The sequence below is a fragment of the Atribacteraceae bacterium genome (assembly GCA_035477455.1).
Lineage (GTDB): Bacteria > Atribacterota > Atribacteria > Atribacterales > Atribacteraceae > DATIKP01.
The window spans coordinates 1-18481 of sequence record DATIKP010000033.1 but is presented as its reverse complement, the minus strand read 5'-3'; the positions used below and the strand labels follow the sequence as shown (position 1 = coordinate 18481).

Sequence of the window (18481 nt, the reverse complement as noted above, 5' to 3'; positions counted from 1 at the left end):
AAATCGTTGACGAGTTGGTCTATACGGAGGGAGAAGGACATAACACCCGCCGATGGCCCCTGATGAAAGACATCCCTTTTTACCGAAAGCAAGTGAAGATTGTTTTACGAAACTGTGGCTACATCGATCCGGAAAAAATGGATGAATACATCAAGCGGGATGGATACCAGGCTCTGGCCGATGCTATCACGACGATGACTCCCGATGAGGTGATCGGGACGATCATGAAATCAGGTTTGCGGGGTCGGGGAGGGGGCGGATTCCCGGCTGGCCGGAAATGGCAGTTTGCCCGAGTGGTCAAAGCGGACAATAAGTATGTAGTCTGCAATGCCGATGAAGGGGACCCGGGTGCGTTCATGGATCGTAGCGTGGCCGAGGGAGATCCGCATTCAGTCCTGGAAGGGATGGTCTTGGCCGGATACGCGATTGGAGCATCCGAGGGGTATATCTATGTACGGGCCGAGTATCCCTTGGCTGTGAAACGCCTGAAAAAAGCCATACAGGATGCTCGGGAGGCTGGTCTATTGGGTGAGAATATCCTGGAAAGCGGCTTTTCCTTCCGGATCAACATTAAAGAAGGAGCTGGCGCTTTCGTGTGCGGTGAAGAAACCGCACTTTTGGCCTCTATCGAAGGCAAGCGGGGCATGCCTAGCCCCCGTCCTCCTTTCCCGGCCCATAAAGGACTATTCGGTAAACCGACCATTATCAATAACGTTGAAACCCTGGCCAACGTTCCGGCTATTCTTTTAAAAGGAGCGGAATGGTTCCGTACTTTCGGAACAGCAACCAGTCCGGGAACCAAAACTTTTGCTCTGTCCGGAAAAATAGTCAATACCGGATTAACGGAAGTTCCGATGGGAATAACCCTACGGGAGCTGGTGTTTGATGTGGGCGGCGGTGTGCAGGGTGGTAAAAAATTCAAAGCCGTTCAGATCGGCGGTCCGTCCGGCGGTTGCCTCACCGAACAGCACCTGGATCTCTCGGTTGATTACGATTCGCTTTGCGCCGCCGGTGCGATTATGGGTTCAGGGGGTCTCGTGGTCGTTGACGAGGACACCTGTGTAGTTGAGCTGGCCAAGTATTTTATGACCTTCACCCAGAATGAGTCGTGTGGAAAGTGTGTTCCATGCCGGGAAGGGACTAAGCATATGCTCGGTATTTTGCAAAAAATCGTGGATGGCCGTTCCAAGGCCCGGGAACTGGTCTTACTCGAAGAAGCGGCTAATGTGATCAAGGACGCTTCGCTGTGCGGTTTGGGAAAAACCGCTCCTAATCCGGTTTTAACTACTTTGAAATATTTTCAGGATGAATATATGGCCCATGTGCTCGACCAAGTCTGTCCCGCCCACGCATGTCAGGCGATGCGTGAATACCTCATTGATCTTGAGAAATGTCGGTCCTGTGGTAAGTGTGCCCGGGTTTGTCCGGTAGACTGTATCGCCGGTCGGCCGAAAGTGCCATATCTTATCGATCAGGAATCCTGTATCAAGTGCGGATCCTGTTTTGAAGTGTGTCCATTCGATGCTGTTTTGGTGAATTGGAGGTCGAAGAACAATGGACGAGAGAAAGCTTGAGAAGAAAGCATTAACCATAGACGGCCAGGAGTTCTCTCTTAAAGACGAGAAGAACATCCTGCAAATTGCTCGGAAAATAAATATCGATATCCCCACGTTTTGTTATCATTCAGAGTTGAGCGTCTATGGTGCCTGTCGTATGTGTTTGGTTGAGGTGGAGGGAAGGGGCCTGATGCCTGCCTGTTCCACGCCACCGGAACCAGGGATGCTGATTCGGACCAATTCCCCGCGGATCATGCAGGCCAGGAAAATGAATATCGAGTTTTTTCTGGCTAACCACAACCGGGATTGCACCACGTGCGAGCGGAATCTGGATTGCCGCCTTCAGGAAATGTCTTCCCGTATGGGGATTGATGAAGTCCGTTTCGGTGTCAAGCAGGAAATGGTTGAAAAAGACCTGTCTTCTTATTCCTTGGTCAGAGATCCAAACAAATGCATCCTCTGTGGTGATTGTGTCCGAACCTGTCAGGAGATCGAAGGGATCGGTGTTTACGATTTCTCCCATCGGGGGTCGCGGGCATTGGCGGAGCCAGCCTTTGGCAAGGGTTTGAACGAGGTGGAATGCGTATTCTGCGGCCAGTGTTCTTTGCGGTGTCCGACGGCAGCCATAATCGTGAGGAGTGAGGTGGGGAACGCCTGGCAGGCAGTCCTCGATCCGGAAAAATTCGTCGTGGCCCAGATCGCTCCAGCCGTCAGGGTCGCTGTGGGAGAAGCCTTCGGACTTCCTCCGGGCGAAATAACCACCGGAAAAATCGTATCCGCCCTGAAAAAAATCGGTTTTAACCGGGTGTACGATACGTCGTTTAGCGCCGACCTGACAACTCTCGAAGAGGCGGAAGAATTCTTCAAGCGCTTACAAAAGGGTGGGCCACTTCCACATTTCACTTCCTGCTGTCCTTCATGGGTGATTTATGCCGAACGAAACTACCCCTTCTATTTGAAAAACCTCTCATCGGCTCGTTCCCCTCAGCAGATGTTTGGAGCAACGATAAAGAATTTCGTGACCAAACTTGAGAATGTACCTATTGATCGGATTATCTCTATTTCGATCATGCCCTGCACCTCCAAAAAATACGAGGCCCGGCGACCCGAGTTCACTACCGAAGGTCATCCCGATGTCGACATCGTGATGACCGCTCAGGAAATCATCAAGATGATCAAATCGGCCAGTATCGATTTCCGGGAACTGGAACCGGTGCCATTTGATGGTCCCCTGGGATTAGGAACTGGGGCGGGGGTCATTTACGGGGTAACCGGTGGAGTCGCCGAAGCGGTACTTCGCTATGCGTATGAACGTTTAACCGGGCACGAGCTCAAGGAAATTGAATTTCAAGGAGTGCGGGGTGAGGAGGCGGTCCGGGAAACGGCGGTGGACTTTGACGGTCGGACAGTCCGGGTCGCCGTTGTCCATGGTCTGGCCAATGCCCAACGCCTGATAACCGATATTCGTGAAGGAAAACGATCCTATGACTTGGTTGAAGTGATGAATTGCCCTTATGGATGTATCGGAGGTGGTGGAATGCCGCTGGCCTATCCCGACCGGGCGGAAATTATCCGCAAGAGAGCGCAGGGGCTCTACAACGCCGACCGGATGAGTACCATCCGTAAGGCCCAGGACAATCCGGCAATTAAGTTTCTCTACGAGAGATGGCTCAAAGAACCAAACAGCGAAGTGGCCGAACATCATCTGCACACCTCCTATACTTCGAAACGGCGGATCAGCCGGGAAGATATGAGGATTCAGGTAGCCAGGGAAACTCAAAAGGTGGATATCGCTGTCTGCGTGGGGACCAGTTGTTACCTGAAGGGTTCGTATAATATCCTGCAAGCCCTGGTTCAACTGGCCCGGGAACTTGGAGTGGAGGACCGGGTGTCCATTGACGCTACATTTTGCCTGGAACACTGCTCGGAAGGACCGAATATCCGGGTGAATGACGAGGTGCTGACCGGTGTATCGGGAGAGAACCTCCGGGAAATTTTCGAAACGGCGGTTATGGCCAAACTCTGATTTCTTTGAAATAAGCTTTTTTTCGGTCATGAGTAATTGACGCCCTTGTTTCTTTTATATATAATTAAAGGGCATTCATATGAAATACGGGGCTGTGGCGCAGTTGGGAGCGCGCCTCCTTGGCGTGGAGGAGGTCACGGGTTCAAATCCCGTCAGCTCCACCAGTATCGAAAGCTCGCCCTCTTGGGCGGGCTTTTTTAATATTATAGTGGGGATTATTGTTTTGCTTCGGCACGGACACAACCATCGAAAAACAGGAACGTTCTGTCTGGCATCTCAATTAAGACGTTTCTTCCTTATTGATAGGGGAGGTTTCCGCTGGTGGACCAGTATGTTTTTTCAGATATAGAAAGAAAATGGCAAACACGCTGGGTTAACGATAGGATCTTTGAGGTAGAACGCAATCCCGAAAAGCGGAAATATTATGTGCTGGAAATGTTCCCCTATCCCTCTGGCGATCCCCACATGGGCCATGTGAAAAATTATGTCATTGGTGATGTGGTTTCCCGTTATTTTTCCCGGTTGGGATTTCAGGTTTTGCATCCTATGGGTTTTGACTCTTTTGGCTTGCCCGCGGAAAACGCCGCGATTCAGAACGGAACTCATCCCTCGATCTGGACCCATGAAAAAATCGAACGAATGAGGGACGTTTTAAAACAACTCGGGATCAGCTATGACTGGCGCCGGGAGATTATTACCTGTGAACCGGATTATTACCGTTTTACTCAATGGTTGTTTCTGAAGCTTTACCATCGGGGCTTAGCTTATAAAAAGAAAGGTTTGGTGAATTGGTGCCCGTCGTGTGCCACAGTTTTGGCCAATGAACAGGTTATTGAGGGCACGTGTGAACGGTGCGGAGAAGCCGTGGACAAAAAAAGTCTTGAGCAGTGGTATCTTCGGATTACCGATTACGCAGAAGCTCTGCTAGATGATATGAAGTTCCTGGGAAATTGGCCGGACCGGGTTTTGACCATGCAAAAGAATTGGATTGGAAAAAGCGAGGGAGCGGAGATCGATTTTCTCTTGCCCGAACGTCGGGAAAAAATCACTGTTTTCACCACCCGCCCCGATACCGTATACGGTGCAACCTTTTTTATCCTTGCTCCCGAGCATCCCCTGGTGGATGAGTTGGTTGCCGGAACCCCCTATACCGAAAGAGTCGCCGTTTTTCGGGAGCGCATATCCCGAAAAACCGAGATTGAGCGGACTTCGGATACCACCGAAAAAGAAGGAATCGCCATCGGCCAGGAGATATTGAATCAAGTGACCGGTGAACGAATTCCAATCTGGATAGCCGATTATGTCTTGGCTGAATACGGCACCGGAGCAGTTATGGCGGTACCTGCGCATGACGAACGTGATTATCAATTTGCCGTTAAGTACGGCCTTCCGATCATACCGGTTATCCAGCCGCCTGATGGAGACTGGGCAGGCCAATGCTATTCCGAACCAGGAATAATGATCAATTCCGGACCTTTTGACGGTATTCCGTCCGATCAAGGAGAAAAAAGGATTATCGCTCTTCTCGAAAGAAAGGGATGGGGAAAGGGGGCCGTAACCTACCGGCTCAGGGACTGGCTGATTTCTAGACAGCGCTACTGGGGAGCGCCGATACCCATAATCTATTGTGATTGCTTTGGAGAACGGGCGGTTCCCGAGGAAGAGCTTCCGATACTTCTACCCGAGGATGTTGATTTTCTTCCCGGGGGGCCTTCACCACTGGCCCGCTCGGCCAAATTCGTCAATACCGTTTGTCCGGATTGTGGGGGTCCAGCCCGAAGAGAAACGGATACCATGGATACCTTTGTATGTTCCTCCTGGTACTTTCTACGGTATTGTTCCCCAACCGAGTCTGATAAACCCTTCGACCGTCAGGATATTGACTACTGGATGCCGGTCGATCAATACATTGGCGGTGTGGAACATGCCATACTCCACCTTCTCTATTCTCGCTTTCTGACTAAAGTTCTCTACGATATGGGGATGGTTGGATTCCGGGAGCCTTTCACCAACCTTTTCGCTCAGGGGATGGTCAACAAGGATGGAGCGAAGATGTCAAAATCCCGGAGGAACACGGTCAGTCCCCGGGAAATAATCCAACGCTATGGTGTAGATACGATCCGGACCTTTATTCTCTTTGCCGGCCCCCCTGAATTGGATATGGAGTGGTCTGAAAGAGGGCTGGAAGGCTCTTTTCGGTTTTTGAACCGGTTCTGGAAAGGGATTCTTGAAGCCTTGAGCGTGTCGGAGGTCCCCGGACAAACGACTGATTCTCTACGGACCGAACAGATAGAGCGTTTACGTCACCGGACAGTTTACAAGGTAACCAATGATATCAGGGATCGTTTTCACTTCAATACAGTGATCAGCTCCTGTATGGAATTTTTGAATGAAATCACCGCCTACACCCGTTTCCTTGGCGAAAAAGGAGCAACATTGGAGGAAGCCGGATATTTGCGTAGCGCAGTTCAAGCCTTGTTGTCTCTTTTTAATCCGATTGCACCACATATTACGGAGGAACTCTGGGAAAAATTGGGGAAGAAAACTCTGCTGACCCTTGAACCATGGCCAGTCTATGACCGGGAGAAAATGCTCGAAGACCAGGTCGAGATTATCGTGCAGATCAATGGCAAGGTTCGCAGTAAAATTCTGCTTTCCCGGGGCACCGATCAGAACGAAGCAATGAGGCGTGCGCTGAAGGTAGAAAAAGTGAATGGTTGGCTGGAAGGCAAAGCAGTAGCAAAAGTGGTTTATGTTCCTGATAAGCTTTTGAATCTTGTTTTACGTTAGGCTACCACCGGATGGCCTGGTTTTAATAAAGGAAATAACCTATGGATTTCAGCCGTCAGGAAAAACTGGTATTACTTGTGCTGGGAGGCGTTTTGGCTCTGTCTCTTTTTATTTTGTACCAGCGGAGCACATCGCCTTCATTGACCATACCGGAAGGCAAGGGTACCCCGGGTGAATTAGTTGTTCAAATCCAAGGGGCGATTCAGAACCCGGGTGTTTACCGGGTACCGGAAGGGACCCGCTTGTATGAGCTGGTCGAAACGGCTGGAGGGGCGACTGAAGAAGCCGCCCTATTGGATCTGAATTTGGCCGCTCCTCTTTATGATGGTCAGCGAATATCGGTACCCCGGATCCCCGAAGTTCCTGACCACTCGTTCAGCAATCTCGATCACTTCATCCCGAATAGCCTGAGCATGGAGAGATCGGCCGGAAGCGACATACTGGTTAACGTCAACAGTGCCTCGGCCGACGAACTTCAGTCTTTACCCGGGATTGGTAAGGTTATCGCATCGCGGATTATCGCTTATCGTCAGGAGCATGGGGCCTTTTCCCGCCCGGAAGACCTATTGGCTGTCCCTGGGATCGGCGAAAAAAGACTCGAGGACATCCGCAACCAGATTACTTTCTAATTATCAGTACGCATGACGTTGCAGTCAAAACGTGGTGCGCCTCTCTATATAAGCAATACCGACATTTTTAACACAAACCCGTCTCTTCTCAATTATCCGGAACATCTTCTTTTTCCCGGTAAGACACTTCCCGTACGTTGATGTCGATGCGGGCAACCGACATGCCGGTTTTGGACTCAATGACGCTTTTAACTTCCGATTGAATATTTCGGGCAACTTCGATCAGGGACGAGTCGATATCCAACACGACCGAGACGTCAAGGGTGACCACCTTCTCTTTGATATCTACCTTAACACCCTTATTTAACTCTCTTTTCCCCATGATGTTACTCAAGGTGGCTGAAGAGACGCCGCCAGCCATGCCGGTCACCCCGGGTACTTTCATGGTGGTGATGGCGGTCAACGTGGCGATAATATCGGGAGCAATACTGATTTCTCCCATTTTTTCCGAGTTGTCAGACTCATAGTCTTTGGAATTGCCGTTGGATAGACTTTTGATTTGATCGTTCACGATTGGCTATCTCCTTTGTAAACACATATTAGAAACTCTTCCTCACTTCATCTTACCCTCAGTATTCATGTTTATTGCCGTTGATCCTGTCGACAGGTTGATTCTTTTACAAATATACTGTATATAAGCATAAGCTTGCTTCTACTGCAATAAGTAATTTTGCTGCAAAAGAACGAAGGAAGCCCGGGCCTGAGCTGCCTGAATCAGCCGCCGAAACCACCGCATTTTCGCAGTAAAAAGGCCAGGGACGGCCTTTTCAGCATCACTGCAACCAGACGTGGTCTGGATGCGTGTGAGAAAATGCCAGATGAGGCGGGGCTGATGGCAACGGGGCCTCGCTGAAATGAGTTTTTGCAGCAAAATCAAGCTTTTAATGTGTAAACGCGGGAAACGCATGGTGGAAGGGTATTCCCGGTTTTTTCCCTCAGACCTGTGTCTCGTTCTTCCTTGAGCCTTCTGCATACTGTCTTCACTCCGGCGCCTGGAGTTCTCTATTGCTTTCAGTGTACCACAGCTTGAACAGTCCGTCACGATTACTTCGCTGTTTGCGTTTTCGTTCTTAGCCTCACATAAAAAATCTAAATAAAATGGGTTCGTTGACACTATTCTGGTAATTCCATATAATGTTTCTACTTTGAGTTCTGATAAGGGGGAATTGGAGTGACCGAAATAAAGCTCGGCCAGGGAGAAAACATTGATGAGGCCTTGCGGAGGTTTAAGAGAAAATGTCAAAGAAACGGTATCATTTCTGAAATACGCCGTCGGGAATATTATGAAAAACCCAGTGAGAAGAGGAGAAAAAAAGCCGCTCAGGCAGCCCGGCGGAAGAAAAAGAAATGAACACTCCGCTCCCCGGTACGAAGGAAAAACTTCTTCATGATACGAAGGTGGCACTGAAAGAAAAAAATAAAATTAAATTAAATACCTTGCGATTGGTGCTCTCCGAGTTGAAAAACGAGGAAATCGCCAAACGAAGCGACCTCAATAAAGCGGAAATAGAGACGATTTTGAGACGGGAAATCAAGAAGCGTAAAGAAGCGATAGAATATTACCGGAAGGGACATCGTGAGGATCTGGTCGGATCGGCGATGCAGGAAATCGGTATCCTGGAGACTTATCTCCCCCAAGCACTCGACTCTCGGGAAATTGAAGAAATTATTGATGGCCTGCTTGCTTCCTGGGATGGCGAACCAGCGTTCGGTCCGATTATGAAACGTGTGATTGCTGATACGGAAGGACGGGCTGATGGAAAGCTTGTTTCTGAGATACTTCGCCAGGCACTGGAAAGGAAGAGATAATCCAGATTGTTTGCCTGTGTTCGATCAGGACAAAATGAATACCGCTTTCAGTTCACCGATCCTGCAAGGCTCAGGAGCCTCTTTGGCAGTCTGGACATCAATGTCCAGATTATTGAGGATGTTTTTGACGTTCATATTGATCTAAATGAAGGCGAACTGGTGGTCCAGGGAAAAGAAGGGAATACCGGGGTTTCTCTGGCCAAGGAATTTATTGAGGAAATAATCCCCTTTTTGGAAAGAGAATCGACGCTTAACCCCAACGATTTGCGTAAAATGGCCCGCACTTACCAGGAAACCCAGGATGCGTGGTGGAACGATATCACCAACCAGGCCCTCTTGATTACCGAATACAATAAGAAAATCCGTTCAAAAACCAAGGGTCAACGAGAATACCTGCGGGCGGTATCCGAGTCGGATATTGTTTTCTGTATCGGCCCAGCCGGTACGGGAAAGACCTATTTGGCGATGGCCATGGCTTGTGCTGCTCTCCAGAAAAAAGATGTCAGCCGAATCGTTTTGGTCCGGCCTGCGGTCGAAGCAGGGGAGAGCCTGGGGTATTTACCCGGAGATTTGAAGGAGAAAATCGAACCATACCTCAGGCCGTTATATGATGCCTTGTATGAAATGCTCTCCCCCGAACGGTTTCACCGGTACTGTGAACGGGGGATTATTGAAGTGGCACCCTTGGCCTATATGCGGGGCAGAACCCTGAACGACTCATTCATAGTGCTTGACGAAGCTCAGAATACGACACCCGAGCAAATCAAGATGTTTCTCACCCGAATGGGTTTTGGATCAAAAGTAGTCGTAACCGGCGATATTACCCAGATTGACCTTCCTTCCGGAAAGAAGTCCGGGCTCGTCGTCATTCAGGACATTCTACGGGATATTGGCGGGATCCGGTTTCTCTATCTCACCGAGAAAGACGTCGTTCGCCATCCTCTGGTACAGAAGATCATTCTGGCTTATGAAAAATTCGAAAAAACCCGCGAACTTTCATCGTAGGAATCCCCTGTCGGTTTTTCCCTCTCTGCAAATCCTGTCCGGGTACTTTGCCTTTCGTAAAATAAATTTTTTTGTTTATGGAATAGCTCTCTTTCTGGTCTTATGGCTACCACTAACCTTTGGCCAGGTTCATGTCGTGGAAGGGCAGGTTGTTATGCAAGACATCGTGGCTCCGGAAACCGTGGAAATCGTTGATGTCAAAAGAACCGAGGAACGAAAACAACGGGTCTTGGAGGATTTACCGCCCGTGTATATTATCGATCAAGCGATCCTCGATAAGTCAAGGGCGGACATCGAACGTTTTTTCGAGGATTTGGACAGGATACGCAGTGGTGATCCCCTGCCCGACGGTTTTCGCGAAGAGCACCGCACCCGCTACCGGATGACAGACCAAATCCATGAATGGTTCACGTCGGCGCCCGAAGATCGGTACCTCTTCGTCCGCCGGACATTTCTGAGCGGTTATGAACGATCTGTATCCAGTCCGATTCGGGAAGACGACATCGCGGATATTTTACGTCAAGCGGCTTTCGATCTGGATATGACGCAGCTTGATCCTGAGGAGAACCGGGTTGTCAGCTTTCTGATGATCTGGTTTGTCCGGCCGAACGCCCGGATCGATCCGATTCTTACCGAGGCCGAGCATGCCCGCATCCTGTCCGAGGTCGAACCGGTCAAGCGCTTGATCCTCAGAGACCAAACGCTTTTACGGCGGGGAGATGTCGCCAACCGAGAAAACATGGAGATTCTGAAGGCTTTAAATATTACCGGTGACCGCTTCGATTATGCATACTTGGCGGTCTTGGCCTTGATCATCGGATTGGCAATATTGTGTGAATTCCTGTTCATTCGCAAATTTACCCCAGCGATCCTTGGCGATAGCAATCTTCTTCTGATCCGTATATTGTCCGTCCTGGGCGTTCTTTTTCTTGGACACATCACTTTGCAGTTTTCCTGGTATTTCATTATGCTGGGCGCCATTCCCCTTCTTCTCCACACTTTGATGGGGAGAGTTTTTGCTCTGGGTGAATGCCTGATCCTTATTCCCCTCCTTATATGGGCAGAGCAGATGGATTATTTGCGGGGATTCTACCTGTATCTCAACCTACTGTTGCCCTTGCTCCTGCTGGGACCGAACATTAACAGACAGAGCCTCGTTCGCGCAGGATTTTTTTTGTCTCTTACCAATGGTGCGGTCAGTTTCATATTCGGTTACCATGAGAGCCTGAATTTTCTACCGACTTTTTCAAACACGCTTTTCGGGATTGGGGGAGGGATAGGTGCTGCGGTGATGGCCTTGGGGGGGATTTCTCTTTTTGAAAATACCTTCTATCTGTCCACCAATATCCGACTTTATGAAATGTTGAATCCCACCCACCCCCTATTAAAACGTCTGATGATGGAAGCACCGGGTACCTACAGCCACTCCCTGGTCGTCGCCAATCTGGCCGAAGCCGCCGCCGAAGAGGTGGGCGCGAATCCTTTGCTGGCCCGAGCCGGAGCTTATTACCACGACATCGGGAAATTGAAAAGACCGTATTTTTTCATTGAAAACCAACTTGGTGCGAAAAACATTCATAACCGACTTTCTCCAAACCTCAGTTCATTAATCATCCAAAGCCATGTCAAAGACGGTATCGATATCGCCCGGCAGTACCGGCTTCCTAAGGAAATCAAGGAAATTATTGCCCGACATCACGGAACGAATCTCATTCGGTTTTTTTACGATAAAGCCTTGCGTGAAAGAAGGGATCCGGTGCAAGAGGAGCAGTTTCGCTATGCCGGACTTCATCCCCGGACTCCTGAAGAAGTTCTGATCTTTTTGGCTGACAGTGTGGAAGCCGCCACACGGTGCATGTCCCGTTCGACTTCCAGCCGGATTGAGACTGTGGTGAACAACATATTACAAATGTACTTGAAAGACGGCCAGCTTGATGAATCGAACCTGACCCTGAAAGACCTTCACATTATTACCCGAACCTTTTTGATTGTTTTGAGCGGTATGGTTCACGCCCGGATTCCCTATCCGGAAAAGAGTGTAACGAAGGGTAAAAGACCCGATAGCCTCCCAGAAAACCGAGAGATACCGACCTGATGATAGGTTCGCCCCGGAGAAGCGGGGCGAAGAATCTGGACTATTGAGATTCGATAACCGGGGTGAAGCATGGTGACCATCTTTTTGAACAGAACGGGCAAAGAACGTTTTATCGGACATGGTAGGCTCAAAAAACTTGTTGAATTCGTTTTCAGTCATGAAGAGCGCTCCATCGAGGGGAAACTGGAGATTACCCTGGTCCAATGTGATGAAATCAGGAAGCTCAAGCACGAATTTTTTGGTATTGATCGGGATACCGACGTGATTGCCTTTCCGTATGGCGATAGTGAACCGGATTCTATCTGGGGTGAACTGGTGTTGTGTCCGTCCTATATCAGGGAAGAGGCTCTGGAGAAGGGCATCGCCCTTGAGGAGGAGTATCTCAGGGTTACGATTCACGGTCTTTTGCATCTTCTGGACTACAATGACCAATCTTTGCCCTCCCGTAAGCAGATGGAAGAGCGTCAGGAATTCCTGCTTCGCGCATTCCAGGAACGGGAAGTCCGGGAAAAACTTATGACAATGGCGACCGAAGCACGTCATCAAGCCTATGTGCCAGCTTCGGGTTTTCGGGTCGGTGCGGCCCTCGAGGCACAAGGTGCAATATTTTCTGGATGCAATGTCGAGAATGCCTCGCTGGCTCTCACCGTTTGCGCGGAACGAGTTGCCTTATTCAAGGCCGTGTCGGAGGGATACCGGGTCTTCCGCCGTCTTGCGGTTGTATCCGACGAAACGGACCTGTGTTTTCCCTGTGGTGCCTGCCGACAGGTCCTCTTCGAATTCAGTCCCGATCTTGAACTATTGTGTGGAAATTCCCTGGGACACTACCAGGTTCATGGACTAGCGGAACTATTTCCCTTTCCCTTTCGCCTTCGGGAGCGATCACCCGGTTCCCGGGAGGAAACATGATGAGCCGGAAAGGAGAATACGGAATACCCGGTAACGACTGGTCGGAGACGGTTCACCGAGCCGGTTTTGTGACCCTTTTGGGCCTTCCCAACGTGGGAAAGTCGAGTCTTTTAAACCGGATTCTGGGAAACCGAGTTTCCATTGTCACCGAAAAGCCACAAACTACCCGACGGATTGTCAAAGGGATTCTGAATCACTCCGAATATCAGATTGTTTTTCTCGACACTCCGGGTTTTCATGAACCCCGGGACGTCCTTGGCAAATCTCTTGTCACCTCTACGAGGCAATCTCTATACAGCACCGATATCGTTCTTTATCTTACCGCTCCCGATGTTCAAGAGGAAGAACCGTCAGTAATCCTCTATCCGGATCTCTTAAAGAGGGTTCCGGTACTGTTGGTTCCCAACAAAGTGGATACCTTGAGGCTGGAAACAAGGAGTTCTTTTATATCCCGGGTGGCAAATACGGTCTCCTTTGAAGGAATTTATCCGGTTTCTGCGGTGACCGGAGAGGGCGTCGCTGAACTGCTGTTGGAAATTGTCTCCCGCCTCCCAGAACACCCCCCTTATTACCATGCCGATTTCTATACCGACCTGACCGAGCGGGACATCTGTGCCGAGCTGATCCGGGAGAGTGCCTGGGCTCACTGTTATCAGGAAATTCCTTACGGAACCGAGATCAGGATTGAAGAATTCCGGGAAAAAGCCGGAAAAACGTATATCCGGGCCCTTGTCTATGTCGAGCGCGAAGCGCATAAAAAAATCGTCATCGGCCGGAATGGATCAATGATCAAGCGGATCGGCGCACAAGCTCGTGCAACGATCGAAAACCTTTTGGGACAAAGCGTCTATCTCGATCTCTGGGTGAAGGTGGAGAAAAACTGGCGAAAACGAATCGAAATTTTGCGGAAATGGGGCTACCAAACGCCGTGAATCCGGAACCTGATCGCTATTGGAATGATGAAGGTCTGGTCATCAGGACAGTCGATTATGGGGAAAAGGACCGTATTGTCATTCTATTTACCCGAAGACGGGGAAAAATCAGTGCCATTGCCCGCGGTATTCGAAAATCGGGTAGCCGATTCGGTACCGCCCTTGATCCAGGAACGTTTTCCAGTATTCTTATGTATCGGGGCAGGGGATTGCCGCACGTCACTCAAGCGGAAATACGGACATCATGTCGGAAATTCCTGACCGACCCACCCCGCTGGGCGGTGGTCAGTTATTGCCTTAATCTCATCGCCGACTGTTACGAACCGGAAAGCCCGGATATTGCATTGTATGAGGAAGTACACGCCATTTTTTCCCTTCTGGCACAGTGTTCAAACTGGCAGACCCTGTTAATGAAATTCCGGGTGGATCTTTTGGGTTTTCTGGGAATCAGGCCGCATATTTTCCGATGTGCGGCGTGTGGAAGGCAAGAAGGCCGAGAAGTGTTTTCCTGGAACGTCCAGTCCGGTGGGCTGGTATGCCAGGGTTGTTCGGTGCAAGGCGGGATAACCGAGCCTTTTCTACCGGACTTGAGGCTTATTCTGGAGCGCATAGCGTCCCAATCGGTCCGAGAATGCCAGAAACTTCGCTTCAGCAGACGGCAATTCTTCGATCTGGACCGCTTGTTGGCCGCCTATTACCGACATCACCTGGAACGAAAGACTCCGGACTGGTTTTCCTTTTCACGACGCTTTCCCGTCTAAACCCTCAGTAAACTTAAATAGAACCATGATTCTACTGCAATAAGTAATTCTGCTGCAAAAGAACGAAGGAAGCCTGGGCCTGAGTTGCCTAAATCAGCCGCTGAAATCACCGCATTTCCACAGCAAAAAGGCCAAGGATGGCCTTTTCAGCATCACTGCAACCGGACGTGGTCATTGATGCGTGCGGGAAAATGCCAGATGAGGCGGGGCTGATGGCAACGGGGCCTCGCTGAAATGAGTTTTTGCAGCAAAATCAACCATATCTCCTTATGGAATAATGTCTCTGAAGGTTTCTTTATTGTAATCGCCTATCCTGTTGAGGTGTGAACAAAATGCCCTCTTTATGGGAACCTCAATTTCCAATCCGTGTTGACACCGCTTAACACTACTGATATATTTAACTCTTGGTGCACTCCCGGTGAATGCCGGAAATGCCTGTGAAAATCTCTTCTATACAACCCAATTTCTTTGTCCGGTGCAATAAATTCAAGGATGTCCTCAAAACGAGGTGTGCAGTCTACCCAGAAGACCGTTTCCGCTGTGTGAAATACTGGATACTGGTCATAAGGAGAAACGGTCCGATATGATGCCGAAAATCGAAACAGAACTACCTCTGGAGACTGGATGATGTACTTTCAAGATATCTTGTTTAACCTAAATGATTATTGGAAAGGGAAAGGATGTATTCTTCAGCAACCTTACGATATCGAGGTCGGAGCTGGCACTATGAATCCGGCGACTTTTTTAAGGGTGTTAGGGCCGGAACCTTGGAATGTCGCCTATTGTGAACCTTCCCGTCGTCCCGCCGACGGCCGTTACGGACAGAATCCCAATCGTCTTTACCAACACTACCAGTATCAGGTGGTCATGAAGCCGTCTCCTCCCGATATTCAGGACGTCTATCTCGACAGCCTATACCGGCTGGGCATCGATCCTCATGAACATGATATCCGTTTCGTGGAAGACAATTGGGAATCGCCGACACTGGGAGCCTGGGGACTGGGTTGGGAGGTGTGGTTGGATGGGATGGAAATTACCCAGTTTACCTATTTCCAGCAAGCTGGCGGCTTTGATCTCAAGCCAGTCGCAGTGGAGATCACCTACGGCCTGGAACGGATTGCTATGTACCTACAGGAGGTCGAAAATGTATTTCATGTACGCTGGAATGAAACGTTGAGCTATGGGGATATCCGCTGGCAGGAAGAACGGGAACACTCGGAATACACCTTTGATCGGGCAGATCCACAGCGGCTCTTCCAGTTCTTTGAGCTCTACGAAAGAGAAGCGGCTCGGTTACTGGACCACGAACTCGTTATCCCCTCCTATGATTATATTCTTAAATGTTCCCACACCTTCAATCTCCTCGATGCCTGCGGAAAAATCAGCGCGGTAGAGAGAAATCAATTCATGGGAAAGATCAGGCAACTCGCCAATCGCTGTGCTGCCTGTTATCTCCGGCAAAGAGAATTGATGGGATATCCCTGGTTATTGTGAAAGCGGGGGGGGAGATAATGGACGATACCGTGCAATTCTTACTCGAAATTGGCGTGGAAGAACTGCCCACCAGCATCATGAGAGCCGCATTTCAAGAATTACAGCAGAAAATGACCAAGTCTCTGCTTGAAAACCGCCTCACCTACCGGGAAATAGCCATCATGGGAACACCGCGCCGGATGGTTTGCCTCATCAGGGATGTATCCGGTGAACAAACTCCTCGGGTGACCGAGATCAAGGGACCTTCCAAGACAGCAGGGGTGTCGGAAGCCGGGGATTTTTTACCTCCAGCCCTGGCTTTTGCCCGAGCGCAAAATATCGACCTTCAAGATCTTTTCGTGGCGCCCGCCGGCAAGGGGGAATACGTTTTTGGACGCCGTTGGGAAATTGGTCGGACAACTTGGGATATCCTGATTACCTTGATTCCCGAAACCATCTCTTCACTCGTATTTCCTCGTTCCATGGTTTGGGGTGAGGGAGATTTCCGGTTTATCCGTCCGATACGCTGGATAATGGCTCTATTGGGGGATCGAGTGATTGAATTCGATATCGCGGGAGTTACCTCTTCCCGGATGACCAGGGGTCATCGCTTTCTATCGCCGGAACCTGTGGCCATCGATTCCGTTGATCACTATTTTTCGGTGCTCGAAGAAAAGAGGGTCATCGTCAACCCCCAGATACGCCGAAAACGCATCGAGGAAGCCCTGGATCGAGAGGCCCGATCAATCGGGGGACACTGGCTGAGGGATGAAGAGTTGATCGAACAGGTCAATTTTCTTGTAGAATATCCTGACGCGGTTGTTTGCCGCTTTGACGAAAAATACCTCAAGTTGCCCACCCGGGTTCTGACCACAGTCATGAAGCACCATCAAAAATATTTTGCCTGTGTCGATGACCTTGGACGGCTGATCCCGTTTTTTCTCGTCGTTCTCAACCGTTCCTCCCGGGGCGCCAGGCTGGTTGTTCGGGGAAACGAGCGTGTTTTACGGGCTCGTTTGGAAGACGCCAACTTCTTTTTTAGTGAAGATCGGAATAAATCTTTGGCAGAGCGGGTGGAAGATCTAAGAGGGGTTCTTTTTCAGGAAAATCTGGGAACGCTCTGGGATAAAACTCAACGGATCAGGGGCATGAGCCGTTTGTTTGCTTCGAAACTGTGTTTCACCGATGAGAAAACTGCGCTTTTGGACAAAGTCTCGGTTTTGGCCAAAGCGGATTTGACCTGTGAAATGGTCAAAGAGTTTCCTGAACTTCAGGGATATATGGGCCGTGCCTATCTCCAACTAGAGGGTCAGCCGGAGGAACTGTGTATGGCCCTGGAGGATCAGTATCTACCGGAGGCCGGGAATGGCCGTTTTCCAGAAACGACTATTGGCAGCGCCCTCTCGCTGGCCGACAAAATCGACACGATCGTCTCCAGTTTCTCCATCGGTCGGATTCCCACCGGCTCGGAAGACCCGGGGGGCCTGCGGAGACAGGCACAGGGGATTATCAGTATTTGCCTTCATGAAAGCTGGTTTCTGTCCTTGCGGGAGTTGATCAACCGGAACCTCGCCCTCTTGTCCGAACAGGGATTTACGGTCTCCTCACCGGATTTGGTTCATTCAATCGAGGAGTTTATTGTAAACCGATTACGGTATTTCCTGCTGGACAACGGGTATCATTACTCACTGGTTAATGCCGTTCTCGCTACGGCAGGCGACGATATCGCCGATATTTCACGGCGAATCAAAGCGTTGCAGGAATTTTACTCCCAGGAAACAGATTACCTTGCTGAAGCGGTGACCGGGTTCACCAGGGCGAACAATATCAGCCGTCAATATGCGAGCGGTTGTCCGATCGATAAGTCATTATTCCAGGAACCGGTGGAGAAGGAACTCTTCGCCGACCTTCAGTCCTTCGAGAGGGTTTTTTCTCAGAAGATCATGAAGGGCGACTATCGAGAAGCTATTATCAGCTTCCGCCCGGTACTGCTCCGCTTGAACCGGTTTTTCGAAGAGGTGTTGATCATGTGTGAAGAACAACGGATTCGGGAGAACCGTCTGGCGCTGATGCAGTCCATCGTCCAGACCTGGAAACAGTTTGCCGATCTTTCCCAAATTGTTTTCCCGGAGGGAAAGAAGTGACACCGAATTCAAACGATTATCTGATCAGTGACGACTTCAATATCTTCGTGATTTCCGACGGGACAGGACGCACTGCTCATACAGTTGTGGAGGCAGCCTTGGCCCAGTTCGAACTTCCCCGGGTCAATGTCCTGCGTTTTAACAACATCAAAAACAAGGAAGAAGTCTTCAGTATTTTTGACATGGTACGGCACCAAAAAGATATTATCGTCTATACTATCGTGAACGAGGAATTGGCCCAGTCGATCATGGCCGAAGCTCTGAGCCGCAATATTCTGGCTGTTGACCTCCTTGGTCCGATAGTGGGAGTTCTCAAAAAGCTCAGTTCCCGTAAACCACGCGGTGAACCGGG

General features: G+C 49.9%; 14 protein-coding genes and 1 tRNA gene. 14 read left to right on the top strand and 1 reads right to left on the bottom strand.

From position 1 onward, the window contains the following. The 5 genes from VLH40_01785 to VLH40_01765 all read left to right on the top strand — a co-directional run. The coding region (locus tag VLH40_01785; GenBank protein ID HSV30740.1) for an NADH-ubiquinone oxidoreductase-F iron-sulfur binding region domain-containing protein at nt 1-1574 on the top strand (1574 nt) is incomplete at its 5' end. Further along, a complete protein-coding gene (locus VLH40_01780; GenBank protein ID HSV30739.1) occupies nt 1555-3582 on the top strand; it encodes a [FeFe] hydrogenase, group A in 2028 nt (675 codons plus the stop codon). The genes VLH40_01785 and VLH40_01780, both read left to right, overlap by 20 nt. An 88-nt stretch (nt 3583-3670) precedes the next feature. After that, nucleotides 3671-3746, top strand: a tRNA-Ala gene (locus tag VLH40_01775). 157 nt (nt 3747-3903) lie between these two features. Further along, nucleotides 3904-6372, top strand: coding sequence for a leucine--tRNA ligase (gene leuS / locus VLH40_01770; GenBank protein HSV30738.1), 2469 nt, complete (start codon nt 3904-3906; stop codon nt 6370-6372). A gap of 41 nt (nt 6373-6413) precedes the next feature. Next, on the top strand, nt 6414-7001 hold the full coding sequence (locus tag VLH40_01765; protein ID HSV30737.1) for a ComEA family DNA-binding protein: 588 nt from the start codon (nt 6414-6416) through the stop codon (nt 6999-7001). A gap of 88 nt (nt 7002-7089) precedes the next feature. On the opposite strand, the gene VLH40_01760 is transcribed toward VLH40_01765, so the two are convergent. Beyond that, nucleotides 7090-7512, bottom strand: a complete 423-nt coding sequence (locus VLH40_01760; GenBank protein HSV30736.1) for an Asp23/Gls24 family envelope stress response protein — start codon at nt 7510-7512, stop codon at nt 7090-7092. 836 nt (nt 7513-8348) lie between these two features. Here VLH40_01760 and VLH40_01755 point away from each other — a divergent pair. The 9 genes from VLH40_01755 to VLH40_01715 all read left to right on the top strand — a co-directional run. Continuing rightward, entirely contained in the window at nt 8349-8810 is a 462-nt protein-coding gene (locus VLH40_01755) for a GatB/YqeY domain-containing protein (protein HSV30735.1), read from the top strand. A gap of 6 nt (nt 8811-8816) precedes the next feature. After that, nucleotides 8817-9815: a PhoH family protein gene (locus tag VLH40_01750; protein HSV30734.1), complete on the top strand. Its 999-nt coding sequence runs from the start codon at nt 8817-8819 to the stop codon at nt 9813-9815. Next, nucleotides 9778-11910 carry an HDIG domain-containing protein gene (locus VLH40_01745; GenBank protein ID HSV30733.1) on the top strand — a complete coding sequence of 711 codons (2133 nt, stop codon included), beginning with the start codon at nt 9778-9780 and terminating at the stop codon, nt 11908-11910. Before VLH40_01750 ends, VLH40_01745 begins: the two co-directional genes overlap by 38 nt. A gap of 69 nt (nt 11911-11979) precedes the next feature. Then, on the top strand, nt 11980-12819 hold the full coding sequence (gene cdd / locus VLH40_01740) for a cytidine deaminase (protein ID HSV30732.1): 840 nt from the start codon (nt 11980-11982) through the stop codon (nt 12817-12819). Beyond that, complete coding sequence (era, locus tag VLH40_01735; protein HSV30731.1) at nt 12816-13751, top strand: GTPase Era; 936 nt, start codon at nt 12816-12818, stop codon at nt 13749-13751. Before cdd ends, era begins: the two co-directional genes overlap by 4 nt. Further along, nucleotides 13748-14512, top strand: a complete 765-nt coding sequence (gene recO / locus VLH40_01730; GenBank protein ID HSV30730.1) for a DNA repair protein RecO — start codon at nt 13748-13750, stop codon at nt 14510-14512. Before era ends, recO begins: the two co-directional genes overlap by 4 nt. 624 nt (nt 14513-15136) lie before the next feature. Then, a complete protein-coding gene (gene glyQ / locus VLH40_01725) occupies nt 15137-16006 on the top strand; it encodes a glycine--tRNA ligase subunit alpha (GenBank protein HSV30729.1) in 870 nt (289 codons plus the stop codon). A 17-nt stretch (nt 16007-16023) separates the two neighbouring features. Next, nucleotides 16024-18129, top strand: coding sequence for a glycine--tRNA ligase subunit beta (gene glyS, locus VLH40_01720; GenBank protein HSV30728.1), 2106 nt, complete (start codon nt 16024-16026; stop codon nt 18127-18129). Then, nucleotides 18126-18481 (top strand): kinase/pyrophosphorylase (locus tag VLH40_01715; GenBank protein ID HSV30727.1); only part of this gene is annotated, 356 nt, incomplete at its 3' end. The genes glyS and VLH40_01715, both read left to right, overlap by 4 nt.

Coding starts and splice junctions, on each gene's coding strand:
- VLH40_01780 (HSV30739.1), top strand. CDS start 1,555: ATGGACGAGAGAAAGCTTGAGAAGAAAGCATTAACCATAGACGGCCAG.
- VLH40_01765 (HSV30737.1), top strand. CDS start 6,414: ATGGATTTCAGCCGTCAGGAAAAACTGGTATTACTTGTGCTGGGAGGC.
- VLH40_01755 (HSV30735.1), top strand. CDS start 8,349: ATGAACACTCCGCTCCCCGGTACGAAGGAAAAACTTCTTCATGATACG.
- VLH40_01745 (HSV30733.1), top strand. CDS start 9,778: ATGAAAAATTCGAAAAAACCCGCGAACTTTCATCGTAGGAATCCCCTG.
- cdd (HSV30732.1), top strand. CDS start 11,980: ATGGTGACCATCTTTTTGAACAGAACGGGCAAAGAACGTTTTATCGGA.
- era (HSV30731.1), top strand. CDS start 12,816: ATGATGAGCCGGAAAGGAGAATACGGAATACCCGGTAACGACTGGTCG.
- glyQ (HSV30729.1), top strand. CDS start 15,137: ATGATGTACTTTCAAGATATCTTGTTTAACCTAAATGATTATTGGAAA.
- glyS (HSV30728.1), top strand. CDS start 16,024: ATGGACGATACCGTGCAATTCTTACTCGAAATTGGCGTGGAAGAACTG.